This window comes from Pseudolabrys taiwanensis (genome assembly GCF_003367395.1).
Classification (GTDB): Bacteria; Pseudomonadota; Alphaproteobacteria; order Rhizobiales; family Xanthobacteraceae; genus Pseudolabrys; species Pseudolabrys taiwanensis.
In genome coordinates, this window is the sequence record NZ_CP031417.1 from 144,713 (window position 1) to 163,534 (window position 18,822).

Here is an 18,822-nt window from a genome sequence, read left to right on the forward strand (position 1 = left end):
TACCGAAGCACGTCAGCCACTCCTGTGTTATTCGCGTCAGCAGCCGCTGGCCATGCTGCCCGAGCTCGATCCGCTGGTCGCGCCGTTGGTGCCGCTCGGATTCGAGTGGGTGCCCATGCCGGTCGTCGAATTGGTCGATGGCGCGGTGGCGCTGCCGCTCGCACCGCCGGCATTCGGGTTGGTGTTCATCGACAGGCTGTTATTTCCCGAGCCGCAAGGCTGACCATTTAGATCGGTACGGCCGTTGTTGATGCCGTTGTTGGTGCCGCCGACGCCGCCGGGCGTGACACCCGTGCCGCCGTTGATGCCGCCGCCGGTGGTACCGCCGCTCATGCCGCCGGCGCCGGCACCGCCCGCGCCACCCGCACCGCCACCGCCGGATTGGGCCAAAGCGACGCCCGCGCTCGCGGCAATCAGCGCCGCCGCAAGGGTCGTGAGAATCCGTCCTGTCCGCATCGCCGTGCTCCTGTTGCGCATCCTGTCTGCGGGCAACGTGAAGCGCGTGCCGAAGTTTCGCGCGGACGGGACTTAATTGGTCTGCCCCGAAGGCAAAGCTTCGAAGGATGTCGTTAAGCACTGTTGCGGTGGATCAAGGCCCGCGCCGCGAATCCGTGAACAATGTCTCGTTATGATGCGCGAGAAGAGAGATCCGACCATGCTTACCGCTGCACCGAAAGCAAGCGTCAGCCATGTGCCGAACATGGCGGCGATGACCGATCGTCTCGGCCTCGGCACGGTTCCGGCCGCGTGGCCGACAGGCGTGTCGCAATTGGCGCTCACCATCAATGCCTGCCAGCATTGCGACGCGTTCGAGGTCTGCACGGATTGGCTGGTGCGCGCGCCCAAGTCCATCGCGGTACCGCCCGCATTTTGTCCGAATGCGCCGGCTTTCGGAGAAGCGCAAGCGAAGAAGAAGGCGTGAGGCGCCGCGCGGATTACACCGCGATCGAATGCTTCTTCTGGCTGGCCGCGAGGTAAGAATCGAATACCGCCGCCGCGATCCGCACATAAGCGCGGCCGCGCGCCGTGACCTCGATGCGGCCGCCATCGATCGTCAGCAGACCTTCGTCGGCGAGCGGTGCCAAAGCGGCCAGCTCGGATGCGAAGCGGCCGACGCCGCCTTCGACGGCATTGAGGTCGAGCGCGAGATCGCACATCAGCCGTTCGATGAGGTGGGCGCGCAGCCGGTCTTCGTCACTGAGCGCCAGACCCTTTACGATGGGGAAGCGGCCGTCGGCGACCGTCCGGCTGTAGCCGCCGAGGTCGGGCGCATTCTGTACGAAGCCCTGCGGCAGCCTGCCGATGGCGCTCGCGCCCAAGCCGATCAGCGCGTCGGCTTCGTCGACGGTATAACCCTGGAAATTGCGGCGCAGTGTGCCGGTGCGCGCGGCGATCGCGAGTTCATCGTCCGGCAGGGCGAAATGGTCGAGGCCGACGGCTTCATAGCCGACGCGGCAGAGCGTCTCGGCCGCGGCATCGGCCTGTTGCAGCCGCTCGGCAAGGCCGGGCAGCGCGGCCTCGTCAATCAGTTTCTGATGCGACTTGAACCACGGCACATGCGCGTAGCCGAACAGGGCGAGACGCTGTGCGCCGAGCGCGGCCGCGAGTTGCGCGCTGTGGACGACGTCGCGCACGGTCTGCGTCGGCAGCCCATACATGAGATCGATGTTGAGGTTGGCGATGCCGGCCGCGCGCAGCCAGTCGGCGGCGCGCGCGACAAGTTCGAACGGCTGGATGCGGCCGATCGCCTGTTGCACATGCGCGGAGGCATCCTGCACACCGAGGCTGGCACGCGTGACGCCGATCGCTTGTAAGGAACGCACCAGTGCGCGATCGAGCCGGCGCGGATCGAGTTCGATCGCGTGTTCCTTCAACGCCGACAGATCGAAGCGCGAGGCGAGCTTCGCGGCGATCGTTTCGAGCAGGGCCGGGCCGAGGATCGACGGCGTCCCGCCGCCCCAATGCAGATGCGTGAGCTTGCGCCCGACGAGGCCGTCCAGAAGTTCGATCTCCTCCAGAAGGCGCTCGGCATAGGTTTCGACCGGCTCGCGCCGCCGCACGGCGCGGGTGTTGCAACCGCAATAGTGGCAAAGCTCCGTGCAGAACGGGACGTGAATATAGAGCGACAAGGTTGCGGTGGGCGGCAGCGCCGCCAGCCATTCCGCATAGACGTCGCCATCCACTGCGGCGGTGAAATGAGGTGCGGTAGGATATGAGGTGTAGCGGGGAACGTTGCGCTCGGCGAGCGCGAGCGACATGCTTATGACCGGCGAGGAACCCACGTCTCGTCCACCTTCTCGTAACTGCGTTTCACGGCCGCCCAAGCGATCATGTGCGAACGCTTTTCGCGGTCGATCTCGCCGGCATGGGCGGCGTAGGCGTGATTGAAAGCCTCGCGGTAGATGTCCTGCGCGTGCGGCGGCAGATGCGAGCGGATCGAGGGCGGCAATTCGGTGCTGCTACGATACGGCATTCAACAAACCTTCGGCGGCTGCCGGAGCGATCGGCAGTTACTCTAACGTCGTCAAGCGGACACTCATTGCGCTAAATCAAAGAAAGAGGAGTTGTTCCGAGGGCTTAAGTTAAAAAAAAGCGCCGGGCACGAGGCCCGGCGCTTGCATCGAACTCTGCCGCGGTCGCTTCAGGCGGCGTTGGCCGCATGCAGCGGCGTCGGCTCCTCCGGCAGCGGTTGTTCGCGGCGCAGCGTCGCCGTTTCCCGCATCAGGCGGGAGAAGTCCTTGCGCGCGGTCTCGAGCGCGCCTTCGACCACAGCCCGCTGCATCTTCTCGCGACGAAGCGACGAGCTGAGCTCTTCGATCGTCTGTTCGGCCGCGTGCTTCTGATCGAGGAGAGCCGCTTCGAGCGTGATGATGCGCTCGTTGAGCGAGGTGATCGATTCCTCGGCGCGGGTGAGTGCGGTTTCCTTGGCCGTATAGGCGCGGGCGAGGGCGGTGCTGCGCTCCATCAACGTGTTGCGGGCTTGCTCGACCTCTTGACGTTGTGCTTCGCGGGCATAACGGTCAGCCTCGAATTCGGCGACACGTGCATGCAAGGTGTCACGTTCGCGCGCGAGTTCGGCATTGCGCCGATCGGCCTCGCGGATCTCCTCGGCGCGTCCGATGAGATGTTCACGTGCTTCGATCAGCAGCTTCTCGGTCGCGGCCGCGCGTGCCTGTAACGTCTCGAAGCGCATGCGCTGGGTCGAGAGTTCGTGCTCGTGGCGTTCGTTGCTCTCGTCGAGTGTGCCGACGAGCCGGGTGCGCTCGGCGTTCATCTCGACGAAATTGCCCTCGGTGGTGCGCAGGCGCGCTTGCGTCGCGGCCAGCGCCGTCTCGGTCTCGGCGAGCCGGCGGGCGAGCTTGGCGCCCTCCGCGCTCGATTTCTCGAATGCCGCCTGCTGCGCCTGCTTCTCGTCCTCGGCCATCATCAGCCGCTGGCGGTTGGTGGCGATCTCGCCTTCGAGCGCAATGATGCGCTTCTCGGTGGCGATCAGCCGCTCGTCGAGCCGCTTGTTCTCCTCGCGCAGAATGCGCGTCTCGCCGGTCTCCTGATTGAGACGCGCTTCGATGTCGGCGATCTGCGCGCGTCGCGTCGCGAGGTCGACCGCGATTTCGGATTTAGCGGCTTCCGTGTTGCGCAACAGCGATTGGCTCGCCGCGAGTTCCTGGCTCAGCGTCTCGCATTCGCGTTCGGCGGCGGCGGCGCGTCTCTCGGTCTCGGCGGCTTCGGTGCGAAGCTTGCCGTAGGCGAGACGCGTGTTGTTGAGCACGGTTTGCAGGCCAAGCTTCTCGGCGCGCTCGGCCTCGACGGCCTGCAAGGTTCGGGTCACCGGCGCGACCAGCCGATCGACCGAGGCCTTGATGCTCTCGAGCTCGGCGACTTTCGTCGCTGCATTGATCAGAAGATTGCGGAGCTCTTCGTTCTCGCCGCCGAGCTGCGCGCTCGACGTCGAGAACAGTTCTTCGTCGAGTTCGAGCGGATTTTCGGGGGGGAGGGTGCTAGCCGGCGTCTGCGCCGCGGCGGCCGACATGGGAGGATCTTCGGCTGGCCTATCGTAAAGGCCGGATTTGCGGGCGAAGAGGCCCCCCAGTTTGGTCATCGGACGTGATCCCCGAATGCGCCGATCCGCCCGGCCCGAAGCGACTCCGAATCACACAGGTTAATATTGACTAACAGAATCTGAACGGAGGAGGGTAAACGAGAGGTTAATAGTGAAAAATATAGTCGACGCAGGTGCTTACGCCCTTTGTGACACGGTGCTATGGAACCGGGGCGAGGGTCAGTTTCGCGCAGGCCGCCTGTGTATAAGTCGGGCGCGGCAGGTCCCTTGCTCGACTTCGCAGTCAAAGCGGTCGACAAATTGTGGACGATTCGAGGCAGCCCTCGTGGGGAGAACAACAATGAACCGTAAGCTTGCAGTTTTCGTCGCGGCGCTGGCCGCCTTTGCGTTTGTGACCCAGGCGGCCGAAGCCGGCGGACGCCGGAAGGTGGATCCGCGCCTGAGCGCCACGGCGGTCGGTGTCGGCGCGGCGTCGACGGCGGCTTACTTCGCGTTCAACAACTGGAACTGGAAGTGGGACTCGGCCCGCGCCGGCGTCACCAGCATGGGCGCCTATGCCATCACCACGGTCGGCTGCGCTGCGCTGTCTCCGATCGTCGGCACCGCCGTGATGCATCGCCCGCTGACCTATCGCGAGGCCCACATCCTCGTCGGCTCCTGCCTGATCCCGGTCGTCGGCGGTTGGCTGGTGAACGAGGCTTACAACGAAGGCATCTTGTGGGCGCCGGACGAGCAGCAGCCGGTCGCGGTGAAGAAGCACCGCAAGCGTCACGTCGCCACCAAGTAAATACAGCGGCCTTGCCGCATGAGAACGCCGGCGCCGATGAGGCGCCGGCGTTTTCGTTTGTGGGGGACGACGCTTGCGCCGTCATCCTGAGGTGCGAGTGAGCGGAGCGAACGAGCCTCGAAGGATGGCGGCGGCCGTTCATTCTTCGAGGGCTGCGTAACCCGGGTAGAGCGAAGCGCAATCCGGGAACGGCTGGATGTGTTGCCCCGGATTTCGCTTCGCTCATCCGGGCTGCGGGTTAACGGCTATTGCTTCTTCGCGATGAACAGCCCCTCGCGAAGATGGAAGACGAAATCGCCGTTCTCCGTCTGCGGCTTCAAGAAGGCCGCGACGTCGGGCGTCACCTGCGACAGCATCGCGCGTAGCAGCGCCTTCATCGTGTCGTCGTAACGCGCCGCCCAGGACTTGAACTCCATCTTCTTGTCGAGCGTCTCTTCATGCGTCGGCGGCAGATGCGCGGCCTTCAGCGCGTCGCGCCACTCGTCGAGAGTCCAGGCTCTCAAGTGGCTCGGGTCACGCAGACGCTCGAAGGCATTGATGTAGTCGCCAACGCTGCCCACGGGCACGACGTTGTCGACCAGCGCGAACGTGCCGCCGGGCTTCAACACACGGTGCACCTCGGCGAGGAAGTCCGGGATCGAGTCGAAATGATGCGGCGCGATACGGCAGGTGACGAGATCGAAGCTCGCGTCCTCGAACGGCAGCGCTTCGGCCTTGGCGTAAGTGACGCGCACATTGTCGAGGCCGCGCCGGCCGGCTTCCGCCTTCACCTGATCGAGCATCTCCTGCGTGACGTCGGTCGCCCAGACACGCGCGACATGCGGCGCGAAAGTGTAGGCGACATGACCGCCGCCGGTGGCGATGTCGAGCACGCGCCAGTCCTGCTGCGGCGCCGCCAGCGTCACCAGCCGCTCCAGGCTCTTGCCCTGCGCATGCGGCTTGGAGGTGAGATAATGCGCGGCGGTCTTGCCGAATTGCTCTTGGACGGCGGTTTTGCTCATGGCGTTCCCTGACGTTGCCCTGCGACGGCGGGGACTATAGCGCCGGGCAAAAAAAAGCCCTGCACCTTTCGATGCAGGGCAGAGTTGCACCGATCTCCCAAGGGAGGGCGGTCAGTGCACGATCATGCCGGTAAAGATGTAGGCCTGCGCCATGACCAGAAGGCCGACCAGACATGCCAGCGTAATCGAGTGCCAGAACACGAAGCGCAGGATCGTGCCTTCGTGACCGAACCAGTTGGTCGCCGTCGATGCCACCACGATCGACTGCGCGTCGATCATCTTGCCCATGACGCCGCCGGATGAGTTCGCCGCGCCCATCAGGATCGGCGACAGCCCCAGTTGTTCGGACGTGACCTTCTGCAGGTTGCCGAACAGGATGTTGGACGACGTGTCCGACCCCGTCAGCGCGACGCCCAACCAGCCGAGCAGCGTGCCGAAGAACGGGTACAGCACGCCGGTGCCGGCGAAGGCGAGGCCGAGTGTGGCGTCGATGCCGGACAAACGGGTGAGGGTGCCGATCGCGAGCATCGCCGAGATGGTGATGAGCGAATAGGCGCAGACCTTGATCGTCTTGCCGTATTCGGCCGCCAGCTTCACCGGCGAGAAGCCCATCAGGAAGCCGGAGATGATCGCCGCGATCAGCATGCCCGAGCCGGTGTAGGACAGCCAGGTGAAGGAGAACACCGCGCCTTCCGGCGTCGGCTTCGACACCACCGGCGCGACCTTGTTGATCATGTTGTGCAGGCCCGGCACCTGGTAGTTCCAGGTCGCATAGGCGTTGAGCACGTTCTTGACCGCGTTGGTGCCCCACAACAGCAGGATCACGCAGACCACGATCCAGGGCAGCAGCGCCATCCACACTTGCGCGCGGCTCGGCGTCACCAACGGCTTGGGCGGCGGCGCGCTGGCCGCGGATTCATCCTTGCTGCGCAACGCCGGCGACAGCCACAGCACCTTCGGTTGCCAGACCTTCAGGAAGCCGATGAGGCAGGCCATCGAGATCAGCGACGCGCCGATATCGACAATCCACGGATTGATGAAGTTGGAGATCAGGAATTGCGGGATGGCGAAGGACACGCCGGTGACCAGAATGGCGGGCCACACGTCCTTCATGCCTTTCCAGCCGGCGAAAGCCCACACCACCCAGAACGGCACGATCAGCGAGAAGAACGGAAGCTGACGGCCGACCATGGCGCCGAGCAGGAACGGATCGATGCCGGTGACACTGGCGAGGCCGGCGATCGGCGTGCCGAGCGCGCCGTAAGCGACCGGCGCGGTGTTGGCGATCAGCGACAGTCCGGACGCGGCGAGCGGCGAGAAGCCGAGACCGATCAGAATCGCGCCGGTGACGGCGACGGGTGTGCCGAAGCCCGAGGCGCCTTCGAAGAAGGCGCCGAAGGAGAAGGCGATCAAGAGCAGTTGCAGACGGCGATCCTGCGTCACGCCGCCGATCGTGTTCTGCAACGTCTCGAACAGACCTTTCTCGACCGTGAGCCGGTAAAGAAAGATCACGTTGAGCACGATCCAGCCGATCGGAAAGAAACCGGTCACGGCGCCGAGCACCGTCGCGCGCAACGACATGTCGGCGGGCATCGTGAAGAGAACGATGGCGACGAAGTTGGCAACGACGAGAGCGATGAGCGCCGCGATGTGCGCTTTGACTTTGTTGGACGCAATGAGCACGAGCAGCGTGACCACCGGCAAGGCCGCGGCCAGCGTCGACAGCGCCGAACTACCGAACGGGTTGTAGACTTGGTTCCACATGGTGTTTCGTCCCCAGACCACGACGGCATTCTGTTTGCGCCGTCTGGTTGTGACCAAAGCGCCGGTCACCCATGGGGTCAACTATGGGCAGCAGATATCACCGTCGGAAAAATGAATACGACTAAGGTCGCAACTGTCTTCGTATGATTTTGATTTTTAAAGACGTTTATCGAAATTTTCTGCGGCCTGATCGTCGTAGCCTTTGCGGCTGCTGTAAAAGAGCAGGGCCATCAGGCCGCCGCCGACCAGAAGCGAAAAGAACACACCGCCACCGATGGCGACCCATCCCCATACGGGCACGTCGGGTCCGCCAATGTGATTCCAGGTGGTAATTAAAAACCAGATCGCCGCGATCAGCAGCGCGAACAGCGGTACCACGACATAGAGGTTACGCATGAAGGCGCTCCTTCCGTTCGTAGAAGCGGTGCGTGCGTCTTCTTAACGCATCGCTTCGGCGATGGATGGGCCCGCTCATAAAAAAAGCGCCCGGCCATTGGCCGGGCGCTCGGTCAGCTTATTGTCGGCTTGGCGCGCTGGCCTTAGCGCTTCATACCCGCACCGCTGTTGGTCGTGGAGGTGCCGGTCGACGAGGAGCCGGTGGTCTGCGACGAACCGTTCGGTTCGTAGTAGGCGAACTTCGGCGCCTTGTTCAGGTCGTCCTTGGTGTACGCGACCGTGATCTTGTCGATCGTGGCCGAGTTCTGACGGCGCGTGATGCTCAGAGCATCGAACGGGACGGCGACGTCCTTCTGGCCGACGCCAAGGAAACCGCCGACGCCGATCACGGCAGCCTTCACCTTGCCGGTGCCGTCGACGATCACGTCACTGATCTCACCGATCGACTGATTGTCCGGCCCATACACGCTGGCGCCAACCAGCTTGGAGCCGCGCCAATCCTGCGGCGCCTGGTTCTGAACGAAGCCGGGCTTGGCCGCGCCATTGTGCGTGGCCGCCGCGCCGGGCGTCGCCGAAGGCGCGGCATGGGTGCTGGGTTGTTGCGCGAAAGACGGCGCCGCGAGCATGGTAACAAGCGCGGCAGCGGTCATGGTTTGCTTGATCATTGTGCCTCCTCATAGGACTTAAGCTGAAAGGGTCCGCGCGCACGTGGCAACGCCAGACGTCGTGGCGCCGCCGGCAGCCGCGCCACTCCAAATAGAAACGCGGGACCTTTGCCCCGCGTTCCGACATGACCGAATGTTTAGGTGCGTCGAGGCGACGCGGCGAATCGCCTAGCCTTTGGCCGCCGCTTCTTTCATCACCGGCTCGTGTTCGAGCGGCGCGGCCTCGTCATTGGCCACCTCGGTCGGCGGCGCCAGCGGCTGCTCGTCGATCGGCACCCCGCGGCGCAGCGCCGAGCGTAGCGCGGCGACCTCGCTCTGCAGACGCGAATTGTCCTTGCGCGCGGCTTCGAGGGCGCCCTCGACCACGGCGCGTTCCATGCGCTCGCGCTGCAGCGCCGAGTTCAGATCTTCGACGCGCTTTTCGATATTGGTGCGGCTGACCTGGATGTCGGCCTCGAGATGGCCGTTGCGCTCCGTCAGCGCGGCGATCTTCTCTTCGGCGCGGCTGAGGGCGGTCTCGCGCGTCTTCAACGTCTTGGTCAGCGCGTTGGTGCGCTCGGACAAAGCGACGCGCGCCTGCTCGAGATCGCGGATCTGACGCTCGCGCTGCTCGTGCGAGGCCTCGATTTGCGCCAGACGCTTTTCCGAGTTGTTGCGCGCGATCGTGGCCTCGACCGACTTGCGATCGAAGGCACGCACTTCCTCGGTGCGGGCAATGAGATTCTGCCGCGTCTCCGCGAGCAGGCGCTCGGCGGTGGCGGCGCGCGACTGCAGCGCATCGAGCCGCATGTTCAGGCTGTTGCGCTCGGCCTGATACTGCTCCTTGGCCTCGTCGAGCGCGTTACCGAGGCGCCCCCGCTCGGCGTAGGCTTCCGCAAAGCTCGCTTCCACTTTGCCCAACTGCGCGCGCGTCGCGGTCAGCGTGTTCTCGCTTTCGGTGAGGCGGCGGGTGAGGCGGGCGATCTCGCTCAGCCCCTGATCGACCGCGATCTGGAGCGAGCGCTTGTCGTCTTCGAGCAGCGCCAGCTTCTCGCGGGCGGCGGCAAGCTCGCCCTCGAACTCCATGATGCGCCTTTCGGTCGCGTCGTACTGCTCCTGCAATGCGCGACGGCTCTCGGTCACGGTGCGGCGCTGCGTGCTTTCCTGCGCGAGCTGACGTTCCAGCTCGGAGATCTGCGCCTGCTTGGTCGTGATCTCCTGGCTGAGCTCGATCTGCGTGCTCTCCAGGCCGCGGTTGCTTTCGCGCACGAGTTCGAGGTCGTCGCGCAACTTGCTGGCTTCGGCTTCGGCCGCGGTCGCCTTGCGTTCGATGAGGTAGTATTCGGTGCGCAGCGTGTCGTAGGACGAGCGCGCCTCGTCCAACATGCCGGAGAGGCTGAGGGTGATCGATTTCTCCTGCTCGAGCGCGCGCAGCGTCGAGTTGAACGGCTGCACCAGGCGCTCGAAGGTCTGCTTGAGTTCGTCGAGCTCGCCAATCTTGCGGCCGGTGTCGGTCAGGAGGGCGCGCAGCGCCTCGTTCTCCTCGCCGATGCGCGAGCCGACGTCGGAGAAGTTCTCGACATTCATCGATAGCGGGCGAGGGGCGCCGTTGCCGGGCTGGGGCAGAAACTTGTCGGCGCCGATCTCGCCGGGCTTGCGGCCAAAGAGATCCGACAACTTCGCCATGGGAGGGCCTCCAACCCGTACGCCTACGACACAGCGCTGAAAATGCCACCTGTGCAGATTTAAGATATTATATACTTTTGGCGATGGGAACACGTGGCGCGATGGCTGCGGCGTCCGACGTTTACTGAACTTCATCATGGTTAACGCGTGAATCATGCGGGAATGCGCACTGGCAGCGCCGATAAGACGGTCGTGGCGGACGTGACGGCGGCGGAAACCCCGCCGGCGGGGGAAATTGCCTACACCTACCGGCCGTCGCTGCTCGGGGCGCCCTGGCAATTCACGCTGACCCCGGCGGGCATCGCGTGGACGGCGGGGCGGCGGAGCGGCCTGGTCCCTTACGAGGCGGTGCGCCGGGTCCGGCTGTCCTACCGGCCGGCCAATATGCAGTCCTATCGCTTCGTCACCGAGATCTGGGCGGAGGGCGCACCGCGGCTGCGGGTCGTCTCGACCTCGTGGAAGAGCATGTTCCTGCAGGAGCGGCTGGACCAGGGCTATGCCGTCTTTGTCACAGCCTTGCACCGGCGGCTGAGCGAGGTCGGCGCGCCCATCGTCTATGAGCGGGGCACGCACCCCTTGATCTACTGGCCCGGGGTCGCGGTGTTCGGCGTCGTCTGCCTCGCCTTCATCGTCCTTGCGGTGCGTGGCCTGCAGCAGAACGTTTTGGCGGGCGCGGCATTCGTCGCCGTCTTTCTCGCGGTCTTCGCCTGGCATGGCGGCAACTTTCTCCGCCGCAATCGGCCGGGGACGTATCGGCCCGATGCGGTGCCGGACGTGTTGCTGCCGAAGACGTAAAGCGACCAACGCTCCTCGAAAACGTCTGAGCGCGGTCGAGATCGACAAGCGCATTCTTGCTGTGCCGATCTGCGCAAGATCGAAACAACCCGCGCAACGCTGCGACGAACGGTGCATCTGTGTCGCGACACGGCGATGCGGGCGAATGCGGCTTTTCTATCCGGTGTGTTTGGAGAAATTCCATTCTTATGCTCACCGTCCCCTCTCATTTCCGTGAGCGAAACGTCCGCATTTGTGACTGCAACGTTGGTTGAGAGTGATGGCTCTCCGGCCCATATCCGTCGTCAGCAAGAACAAGAACAAAGCTTGCTCCTGCCCAACTCGAATTCACCGGAGATTTACAATGAAGACCATCACCAAGATTGCCGCCGCCACTGTGCTTGCCGTTACGGCCGCCACGTCGGCGTTCGCCGCCGATGCCGATCCGGCGTCGCTGCAGCTGCAAGAGCGCAACACCTACGTTTATGCCAATGGCCCGGCTTCGAACCCGGCTCATGCGCAGTTCGCTCCCAGCGCGTATCGCGGCACCGAGTCGTTTGCGCAGGCGCCGTTCCAGGTGCAGGGCGCGAACTACAACGTGCGTGACTTCGGCGCCGGCAGCCAGAGCTAAGCCTCGACTGCACGACGTTGAGCGAGGCCGCCGGCGACGGCGGCCTCTTCTCTTATGTGCGCGTCAGTTGCGCACCACCAGCACCGAACATTGCGCGTAGCGCACCACGTGTCCGGCATTCGAGCCGAGGAAGTAAGTGCGCATCGCCGGGCGATGCGAACTCATGACGATGAGATCGGCGCCGATCGCTTTGGCTTCCTCCAAAATCTCGTGATAGATGCCGCCTTGCCGTACGGTCGCCGAGACCCGGCCCGGTGTGAGACCGCAATTGCCTGTCAGTTTGTTGAGCGCATCTTCCGCGGTCTGACGTTGTTGAGCATCGAAGTCAGGCGGTACGTATTCGGCCAGCATTACCGGCGTCATCGGCATCACATTGATGAGCCGGATCGACCCATTCGACGTTCTGGCCATCGTGCAAGCGGTGTCGATCGCCAGCTTGGCCAGATCGGGCTCGGCGACATCCACCGGAACAAGGATATTCTTGTACATGACAGCGCCCCTCATCTCGCTGCGGGGCACCAGCATGACACGTTTTCAGAAGGGAAAAAGGGGCTGCCTCAATGCGCCGCAGCGTCCAGCGTCTTCGGACTGACGAAACGTTCCAGCCGGCCGGACTCGGGATGCAATTTGCCCCAATCGTCAAAAGCAAAGTCGATGATCACGAGGCCTGCGGTCGGCAGCTTTTCATGCAGCCGCTCGCGCGCCTCGATGTCGCCCGAGGCGATCAGCATCAGCGCCACTTCCTGCAGGCCCGGATTGTGGCCGACGACCATTAGAGTATGCGCGCTCGCCGGCACATCCTTGATCGCAGCCAGGATCGCGTGCGGCGTTGCGTCATAGAGCCGCTCCACCGTGGTCGCGGCGGGCGCCGGCTTGAGCGCGACCGACAGATATTTCCAGCTCTCCTGCGTGCGCGCGGCGGGCGACACCAGGACGCGATCCGGCATCAGCGCGTGGGCCGCCATGAAGGCGCCGATGCGGCCGGCATCCTTGCGGCCGCGCTCGACGAGCGCGCGGGCGAGATCGTCCATGCCGAACTCGGGGCGCTCGGCTTTGGCGTGACGAAAGAGTAAAAGGCGACGCATAGTCTCTCAACGAGGCCGGTGGCGGTGGGTTGCGAAAGGGCGTATCGACGACGTCGATTTCGAATCCGCGGCAGTCTAGCATGCGCGCCACCGCGGCACAGGCGGAACCACCGGTAACGGAATGAGCCAGACGAGCGACCAAGCAGCCTCGACGTGGTACGAGACCACGAGCGTTCCGCGCCCGGCGCGGCCTCGGCTGAACTTCGACCTCGACGTGGACGTCTGCGTGATCGGGGCGGGGCTCGCCGGACTTACGGTCGCGCGTGAGGTCGCGGAGCGCGGCTGGTCGGTCGCGGTGCTGGAGGCGGGGCGCGTCGCCGATGCGGCCTCCGGCCGCAACACCGGGTTTGTTCTGCCCGGCTTTGGCGCCGATATCGACGACATCGTCGAGCGGGTCGGGCTCGACCACGCCAAGCAGCTATGGGCGCTGTCGGAGCGTGGTCTCGACTATGTTCGCCGCACCATCGTCGACACGGACATGCCGGGCACCGATCCGATGCCGGGCTGGCTGCACATCTCGAAGACCGACAACGACAGAGCTGTGCGCGCGGACATCGAGCGTCTGCGCTGGATCGGCGCCGATGTCGAATACTGGTCGAAGGACCGCGTGCGCGAGGTGTTGCCGAATCCGCGCTATTTCGGTGCGGCGCATTACAGAAGCGCCTTTCATATCCATCCGCTCAATTATGCGCTGGGCCTTGCCGCGCTTGCCGAAAAAGCCGGCGTGCGCATTTTCGAGGATACGCCGGCGCTGGAGATCGATCCGGCCGGCGTGCGCAAGCGGATTGTCACGCCAGACGGACGGTTGCGGGCGCCGCATGTGGTGCTCGCCGGCAATGTGCAGTTGGGCGGTCTGATGCCGCGACTTGCCGCGACTTTGTTGCCGGTCTCGACCTTCGTTGTCGTCACCGAGCCGCTCGGACCGCAGCTCGACGAGGTCATCCGCTATCGCGGCGCGGTCAGCGACACCAATCGCGCCGACAACCACTATCGCATCGTCGACGGCAACCGGCTGCAATGGTCGGGGCGCATGCGCACCTGGGACGCGGAGCCGCGCCGGATCGGCCGCAGCCTCGTCGCCGACATTCGCCGCAACTTCCCCTCGCTCGGCAAAGTGGATATCGCGCACGTCTGGCGCGGAACTCTCGGCCGCACGGTGCATCGGATGCCGCAGATCGGCGAGATCGAGCGGGGCGTCTGGGTGGCGGGCGGCTTCGGCGGCCATGGTCTCAACACCACGGCGATGGCGGGCGAACTGATCGGCCGCGGTATCGTCGACGCCGACCAAACCTGGCGCTTGTTTGCCCCTTACGAATTGGTCTGGGCCGGCGGCCGTCCGGGGCGTGCCTTTGCTCAAGCCGTCTATTGGGGTTCCCGTCCGGTCGAAGCGGTGGCGGGCATGGTCGCCCGGCAGCGCGAGCGCGCGCGGACACGGAAGCAAGCGCGTCTGGCTTCGCGTCGCGCCCCGGTGGCCGCGCCCTAGCGGCAAAAATGCAACATATCCGCACAGATTTTTCCCGCGCCAGAACTTCGATTCTGGCGTAAACGTTGCTGCACCATGGTGTTGCTAAGGTCGAAGCGGGTTCTATCGTTTCGGCCGTTTGCCGCGGGCAGGGGATTGGTTTGATGTTGAGCGTGCGCATCGGAGTGGCTGCGGTTCTGGTGGCGAGCGGCATCGCGTCCGCGCAGGCGGCGGATATCGTGACGCCGGCTTGGGCACCTGGCGCTTCCAAAGAGTGGACGGTCACGCTTGGCGTCGAAGGCCGCATGACGCCGACCTTCCCGGGCTCGGATCGTTACACGTTCTTGCCGTTGCCATTGTTCGACGTGCGTCGGGCGGGTACTGCGCCGCGCTTCCACAGCGCCCGCGACGGTTTCGGCGTGCCTATCCTGGACACCGGCAGCTTCCGCGCCGGTCCGGCTTTCAAAATCCGTCTGCCGCGGCGTGAAAGCGCCGATGGCAATCTCAACGGCCTCGGCAACGTCGATTACACCTTCGAGGCCGGCGGCTTCGTCGAGTTCTGGCCGACCCAGTGGCTGCGGACGCGCGCCGAAGTGCGTCAGGGCTTCGGCGGTCATCACGGCGTGGTCGGTGATCTGATGGCGGATCTGGTGATGCCGGTGACGCCGCAGCTTACGTTGTCCGGCGGTCCGCGCACCACGCTGATGTCCGACAAGGCGGTCGATCCGTACTTCAGCGTCAACTCGGTGCAGTCCGCTAATTCCGGCCTGCCGGTCTACAGCGCCGGCGGCGGTGTCTACTCGTGGGGCGCCGGCGGTCAGGCGCGTTATCAATGGTCGCCGCAGTGGGCGACCTATGTCTTTGTCGAATACGAGCGGCTGGTCGGCGACGCCGGCAATTCGCCGATCGTCACGCTGCGCGGCTCGCGCGATCAGTGGCAGACCGGTCTCGGCGTGACCTATTCTTTCGACATGCACGCCTTGTGGTGAGCAAGTTCCCGCTCTATAGGAGCGCGGCCTGATCCCCACGGAACTTTCCCTGCCATGCGCATTCTCTCTCTGTGCCTGTGCCTCACAGCGCTGGCCCTTGCCGGCTGTGCCAATAACGGATTGAACCTCGCGGGCGCCAGCGCCCCCATCAAACCGAAGACCATCGTCGTCAGCGACTTCTCTTTTCAGCCGGAGGTGGCGGCGGTTGACCGCGGCTACACCGCGCGGCTGTCGCGCAAGATCGGCGAAATCCCGACCTACGAGCGCAAGCAGCGCACCAACGAGCGCGTCAACGACGAGATCGTCGCGACCATCGTGGTGACCCTGCGCCAAGCCGGGCTCGATGCGCAGCCGGGTGCAGCCGAAAGCATCGCGGCCGGCGATGCCGCCGTGCTCGTGACCGGCACGCTGCATGCCGAGGGCGAGCGGGCGCGCGATACGACCGGCTTCGGCCCGAACCGCGGCGGCGTCGCCGCCGACATGGTTGTCACCAATATGGCTGGCGGCTCGCGCAAGGAATTGCTCAGCTTCAGCGTCGGCGCACCGGCGGCGCGCCGCGCCGCGGCGTCGAACGCCGCGGCGAGCAGCGCGATCGCCGCGGTCATTGCTGCGACCGGTTCGCCGACGGAAAAGCTGTCGCCCGACGTCGAGGGACCGGCCCGTGCCATCGGCCGCGCGGCGGGCGAGCGCATCGTCGCTTATGCCAAGGAGCAAGGCTGGATCGCGGAGCAGGTTGTGGCGGCGGCGGAGCCAGCCAAGCCCGCGGCGCACAAGCGGCGTTCGCCTGCCGCTGCGCCGAAACCGGCGGCCAAGCCGGCGGCCAAGCCGGCCGCGGAAGAGACGCCGGCCGAGGAAGCCGCGCCGGAGTAAGGCGCGCCTGCGCGTCTCGACGTTCGAATGCGCACTCTCGTCAGGGGCGGTATTCGAGGATATCGCCCGGCTGGCAATCGAGCACCGCGCAGATGCGGGCGAGCGTGTCGAACCTTACGCCCCTGACCTTGCCCGATTTCAAGAGCGAGACGTTCTGTTCGGTGATGCCGATGCGCTCGGCAAGTTCTTTCGAGCGCATCTTGCGGCGCGCCAGCATCACGTCGAGATTGACCACAATCGACATCGCGTTGCCTCAGACGAAACTTGCATTCTCTTCGGCAAGACGGGCTGCCTCGCGCATGACCGTGGCCACGGCAAGCAGCACGCCGCCAATAATCAGCGCCAGGTAATCATTGGTCGAAATACCGAGCATCACCGTTTTCGGACCGGGCTGCGCGGTGAGCGTCAAAGCCAGTGAGATGGCGGCGCCTGCGAGGGGCGACAATGGCGCTTGCGCGAGCACTGTCACGGCGAATGTCTGCAGGCAGCGAGCAGCTTCGGTCGTCAAAACGCGGCCGCGTGCGAATTCCTGAAAGAGCCGGCGCACGGTCCACAAACCGTAGAGCAGCACAGCCAGCGGCACGGCAGTGATCAGCCCGGCAATCAGTCGTCCCTCCACGGTGATTGGCAGTGTGGCACCAGCCTCGCCGAGTTTGGCGAGCACCAGATTCCGCGTCCACTCGGGAATGATGAACATCAGCGCCGTCAGAATTCCGATCAGCACCATGCCGACGAGCGTGACGACCTCCATGACGCGCGACAGGCGGGTCAAACGCTCGAGTCGGGCCGGCGTGGGGAGCATTCGTGAATTCCTTCATTTGACATGCGATTAAATTATCGTATTACAATAATTAATCATCGTCAATATGGAGACGGAGGCTATGTACGATTTTGCTGCGGCGGCCTGTCGATTCCGCTGGGTCGCCGTAATCGTGTCGGCGTGTGTGCTAGCGAGTTGCAGCCATGTGCCGGTCACATCGCTTCTGAAACTGTCGCAGATCGATTTCGTCACCACCGATCCGGCGCTCATGCGCGCGGCGGTCAAGTTGCCGCGTCAGTTGCGGCCGCGCCCGGACGGGATGCGCTTGCATCTCGTCGTGAAAATGAACAACGGCTCGGAGGAGGCGCAGGATTTCGCCTTGCGCGAGGTGTCGGATGCGGCTGACCTGTTGGCATTGCGCAATGAGCTCTCGTCAGGTTCCGCGCTGTTTGCCTATCGCATCGATCCCGACGACCTGGCGCGGTTGAAAGCGTTTCGCGCGACCATGCTCGCGAAGAAAAACACCGGCGTGAAGGGATCGCTGACGATCTCGGTCCGGCCGGAGACCTGTCGCACCGAAACGCTTGGCGAGGGGCCGGTCTTGTTCTCGACTTATCTGCGGACGAGCGAAACAGGCAGCTACGTGCCGCTCACGCGCGACGTCGATCTGCGCAGCCTCGACGCAACACGCGATATCGCCGCCTTAATCCCACCGTGTGCGTGATCGCGCGCCGACCCAATGCGCCGCCGTTCATCGATAGGACACAGCGTATGGATTCCCACTTTCGCATGAGACGACCAAGTGTTCAGCGGCCCTCGTGCCGCGTCAGCGACCGTCTCTGCGCGCCATGAACGCCAGGCGCTCGAACAGGTGCACGTCCTGCTCGTTCTTGATCAGCGCGCCATGCAGCGGCGGGATCAGCCGCTTGGGATCGCGCTCGCGCAGCATTTCGGGCGTGATGTCCTCGACCATCAAGAGCTTGAGCCAGTCGAGCAATTCCGATGTCGACGGCTTCTTCTTCATGCCCGGCACATCGCGGATTTCGTAGAACAGACGCAGCGCTTCGGCGACAAGGCGCTGCTTGATGCCGGGGAAGTGCACCTCGATGATCGCGCGCATCGTGTCGTCGTCGGGGAAGCGGATGTAGTGGAAGAAGCAGCGGCGCAGGAACGCGTCCGGCAATTCCTTCTCGTTGTTCGAGGTGATGACGACGATCGGGCGGCGGCGCGCCTTCACCGTTTCGCCGGTCTCGTAGACGAAGAACTCCATGCGATCGAGTTCCTGTAGCAGGTCGTTGGGAAACTCGATGTCGGCCTTGTCGATCTCGTCGATCAGCAGCACCGGGCGCTCGTCGGAGACGAAGGCGTCCCACAGCTTGCCGCGCTTGATGTAGTTGCGGATGTCTTTCACGCGCTCGTCGCCGAGCTGGCTGTCGCGCAAGCGCGACACCGCATCGTACTCGTAGAGACCCTGTTGCGCCTTGGTGGTGGACTTCACGTGCCATTCGAGGAGCGGCGCGCCGAGGGCCTTGGCCATTTCGATCGCCAGCACGGTCTTGCCGGTGCCGGGCTCGCCTTTCACCAGCAGCGGGCGCTCCAACGTGATGGCGGCATTGACCGCTACCTTGAGATCGTCGGTCGCGACGTAGGCTTGTGTACCCTCGAAACGCATTGAAATCTCACCCTTTCACCGGCAGGTCGGCGCTAGCTTTATTATAGAGCGGGGGCCGCGCGCTACCCGTCGTTTGCGCTTACAAAGTGCGCCCGGATCTGCAGCCTCTCCCGTTCAATACGAGCCCCCAAAGCCCATCCCGCGCCCGGCAAAATCTGCCGCGCGGCGGCAGAAAACAACCTTGATGGCGGTCGCGCGCGCCGCTGTGGTCTCGCCAACCTATTGAAAATAAATACGCATT

Annotated in this window: 22 protein-coding genes; 8 read left to right on the forward strand and 14 right to left on the reverse strand. The window is 64.5% G+C overall.

From position 1 onward, the window contains the following. Window positions 1–36 precede the first annotated feature (36 nt). Window positions 37–456: a hypothetical protein gene (locus DW352_RS00620; RefSeq protein WP_162826687.1), complete on the reverse strand. Its 420-nt coding sequence runs from the start codon at window positions 454–456 to the stop codon at window positions 37–39. 199 nt (window positions 457–655) lie between these two features. Between DW352_RS00620 and DW352_RS00625 the strand changes: the two genes are divergently transcribed. Next, the gene (locus tag DW352_RS00625) at window positions 656–922 is read left to right on the forward strand and encodes a DUF6455 family protein (protein ID WP_162826688.1); all 267 of its coding nucleotides are present in this window, start codon (window positions 656–658) and stop codon (window positions 920–922) included. Window positions 923–935: 13 nt separating this feature from the next. On the opposite strand, the gene hemN is transcribed toward DW352_RS00625, so the two are convergent. The 3 genes from hemN to DW352_RS00640 form a co-directional block, all read right to left on the reverse strand. After that, a complete protein-coding gene (hemN, locus tag DW352_RS00630) occupies window positions 936–2,258 on the reverse strand; it encodes an oxygen-independent coproporphyrinogen III oxidase (RefSeq protein WP_115687556.1) in 1,323 nt (440 codons plus the stop codon). Between the two features lie 2 nt (window positions 2,259–2,260). Continuing rightward, a complete protein-coding gene (locus tag DW352_RS00635) occupies window positions 2,261–2,473 on the reverse strand; it encodes a ChaB family protein (RefSeq protein WP_115687558.1) in 213 nt (70 codons plus the stop codon). A gap of 168 nt (window positions 2,474–2,641) precedes the next feature. Further along, a complete protein-coding gene (locus DW352_RS00640; RefSeq protein ID WP_115687560.1) occupies window positions 2,642–4,030 on the reverse strand; it encodes a hypothetical protein in 1,389 nt (462 codons plus the stop codon). A 370-nt stretch (window positions 4,031–4,400) separates the two neighbouring features. Here DW352_RS00640 and DW352_RS00645 point away from each other — a divergent pair, with 370 nt between their 5' ends. Next, the gene (locus DW352_RS00645; RefSeq protein ID WP_115687562.1) at window positions 4,401–4,847 is read left to right on the forward strand and encodes a hypothetical protein; all 447 of its coding nucleotides are present in this window, start codon (window positions 4,401–4,403) and stop codon (window positions 4,845–4,847) included. A 245-nt stretch (window positions 4,848–5,092) separates the two neighbouring features. On the opposite strand, the gene DW352_RS00650 is transcribed toward DW352_RS00645, so the two are convergent. From DW352_RS00650 to DW352_RS00670, 5 genes are all read right to left on the reverse strand, one after another. Continuing rightward, a complete protein-coding gene (locus DW352_RS00650; protein ID WP_115687564.1) occupies window positions 5,093–5,848 on the reverse strand; it encodes a class I SAM-dependent methyltransferase in 756 nt (251 codons plus the stop codon). Between the two features lie 111 nt (window positions 5,849–5,959). Then, window positions 5,960–7,612, reverse strand: coding sequence for an L-lactate permease (locus tag DW352_RS00655; RefSeq protein WP_115687566.1), 1,653 nt, complete (start codon window positions 7,610–7,612; stop codon window positions 5,960–5,962). Window positions 7,613–7,768: 156 nt separating this feature from the next. After that, the gene (locus DW352_RS00660) at window positions 7,769–8,008 is read right to left on the reverse strand and encodes a hypothetical protein (RefSeq protein ID WP_115687568.1); all 240 of its coding nucleotides are present in this window, start codon (window positions 8,006–8,008) and stop codon (window positions 7,769–7,771) included. A 143-nt stretch (window positions 8,009–8,151) separates the two neighbouring features. Continuing rightward, window positions 8,152–8,673 carry a PRC-barrel domain-containing protein gene (locus tag DW352_RS00665; protein ID WP_245434275.1) on the reverse strand — a complete coding sequence of 174 codons (522 nt, stop codon included), beginning with the start codon at window positions 8,671–8,673 and terminating at the stop codon, window positions 8,152–8,154. Window positions 8,674–8,841: 168 nt separating this feature from the next. Beyond that, window positions 8,842–10,338: a hypothetical protein gene (locus tag DW352_RS00670; RefSeq protein WP_115687570.1), complete on the reverse strand. Its 1,497-nt coding sequence runs from the start codon at window positions 10,336–10,338 to the stop codon at window positions 8,842–8,844. Between the two features lie 162 nt (window positions 10,339–10,500). Here DW352_RS00670 and DW352_RS00675 point away from each other — a divergent pair, with 162 nt between their 5' ends. Then, a complete protein-coding gene (locus DW352_RS00675) occupies window positions 10,501–11,133 on the forward strand; it encodes a hypothetical protein (RefSeq protein ID WP_115687572.1) in 633 nt (210 codons plus the stop codon). A gap of 343 nt (window positions 11,134–11,476) precedes the next feature. After that, entirely contained in the window at window positions 11,477–11,743 is a 267-nt protein-coding gene (locus DW352_RS00680) for a hypothetical protein (RefSeq protein ID WP_115687574.1), read from the forward strand. A 63-nt stretch (window positions 11,744–11,806) separates the two neighbouring features. Here DW352_RS00680 and DW352_RS00685 read toward each other — a convergent pair whose 3' ends face one another. Both DW352_RS00685 and DW352_RS00690 read right to left on the reverse strand, forming a co-directional pair. Beyond that, on the reverse strand, window positions 11,807–12,232 hold the full coding sequence (locus tag DW352_RS00685) for a universal stress protein (protein ID WP_115687576.1): 426 nt from the start codon (window positions 12,230–12,232) through the stop codon (window positions 11,807–11,809). Between the two features lie 68 nt (window positions 12,233–12,300). Next, window positions 12,301–12,828, reverse strand: a complete 528-nt coding sequence (locus DW352_RS00690; RefSeq protein WP_162826689.1) for a SixA phosphatase family protein — start codon at window positions 12,826–12,828, stop codon at window positions 12,301–12,303. A 121-nt stretch (window positions 12,829–12,949) separates the two neighbouring features. Between DW352_RS00690 and DW352_RS00695 the strand changes: the two genes are divergently transcribed. From DW352_RS00695 to DW352_RS27125, 3 genes are all read left to right on the forward strand, one after another. Next, complete coding sequence (locus tag DW352_RS00695; RefSeq protein WP_115687580.1) at window positions 12,950–14,311, forward strand: NAD(P)/FAD-dependent oxidoreductase; 1,362 nt, start codon at window positions 12,950–12,952, stop codon at window positions 14,309–14,311. Window positions 14,312–14,454: 143 nt separating this feature from the next. After that, on the forward strand, window positions 14,455–15,279 hold the full coding sequence (locus DW352_RS00700) for a MipA/OmpV family protein (RefSeq protein ID WP_115687582.1): 825 nt from the start codon (window positions 14,455–14,457) through the stop codon (window positions 15,277–15,279). A gap of 54 nt (window positions 15,280–15,333) precedes the next feature. Further along, entirely contained in the window at window positions 15,334–16,149 is an 816-nt protein-coding gene (locus tag DW352_RS27125; protein ID WP_210209906.1) for a hypothetical protein, read from the forward strand. Between the two features lie 40 nt (window positions 16,150–16,189). Here the strand turns inward: DW352_RS27125 and DW352_RS00710 are convergent, their stop codons facing one another. After that, a complete protein-coding gene (locus tag DW352_RS00710; protein WP_115687584.1) occupies window positions 16,190–16,393 on the reverse strand; it encodes a helix-turn-helix domain-containing protein in 204 nt (67 codons plus the stop codon). A gap of 9 nt (window positions 16,394–16,402) precedes the next feature. Continuing rightward, complete coding sequence (locus DW352_RS00715; protein ID WP_115687586.1) at window positions 16,403–16,951, reverse strand: DUF2975 domain-containing protein; 549 nt, start codon at window positions 16,949–16,951, stop codon at window positions 16,403–16,405. 226 nt (window positions 16,952–17,177) lie between these two features. Between DW352_RS00715 and DW352_RS00720 the strand changes: the two genes are divergently transcribed. Next, window positions 17,178–17,633: a hypothetical protein gene (locus DW352_RS00720; protein WP_162826690.1), complete on the forward strand. Its 456-nt coding sequence runs from the start codon at window positions 17,178–17,180 to the stop codon at window positions 17,631–17,633. 102 nt (window positions 17,634–17,735) lie between these two features. Here the strand turns inward: DW352_RS00720 and DW352_RS00725 are convergent, their stop codons facing one another. After that, a complete protein-coding gene (locus tag DW352_RS00725; protein ID WP_210209907.1) occupies window positions 17,736–18,581 on the reverse strand; it encodes an AAA family ATPase in 846 nt (281 codons plus the stop codon). Between the last annotated feature and the right edge of the window lie 241 nt (window positions 18,582–18,822).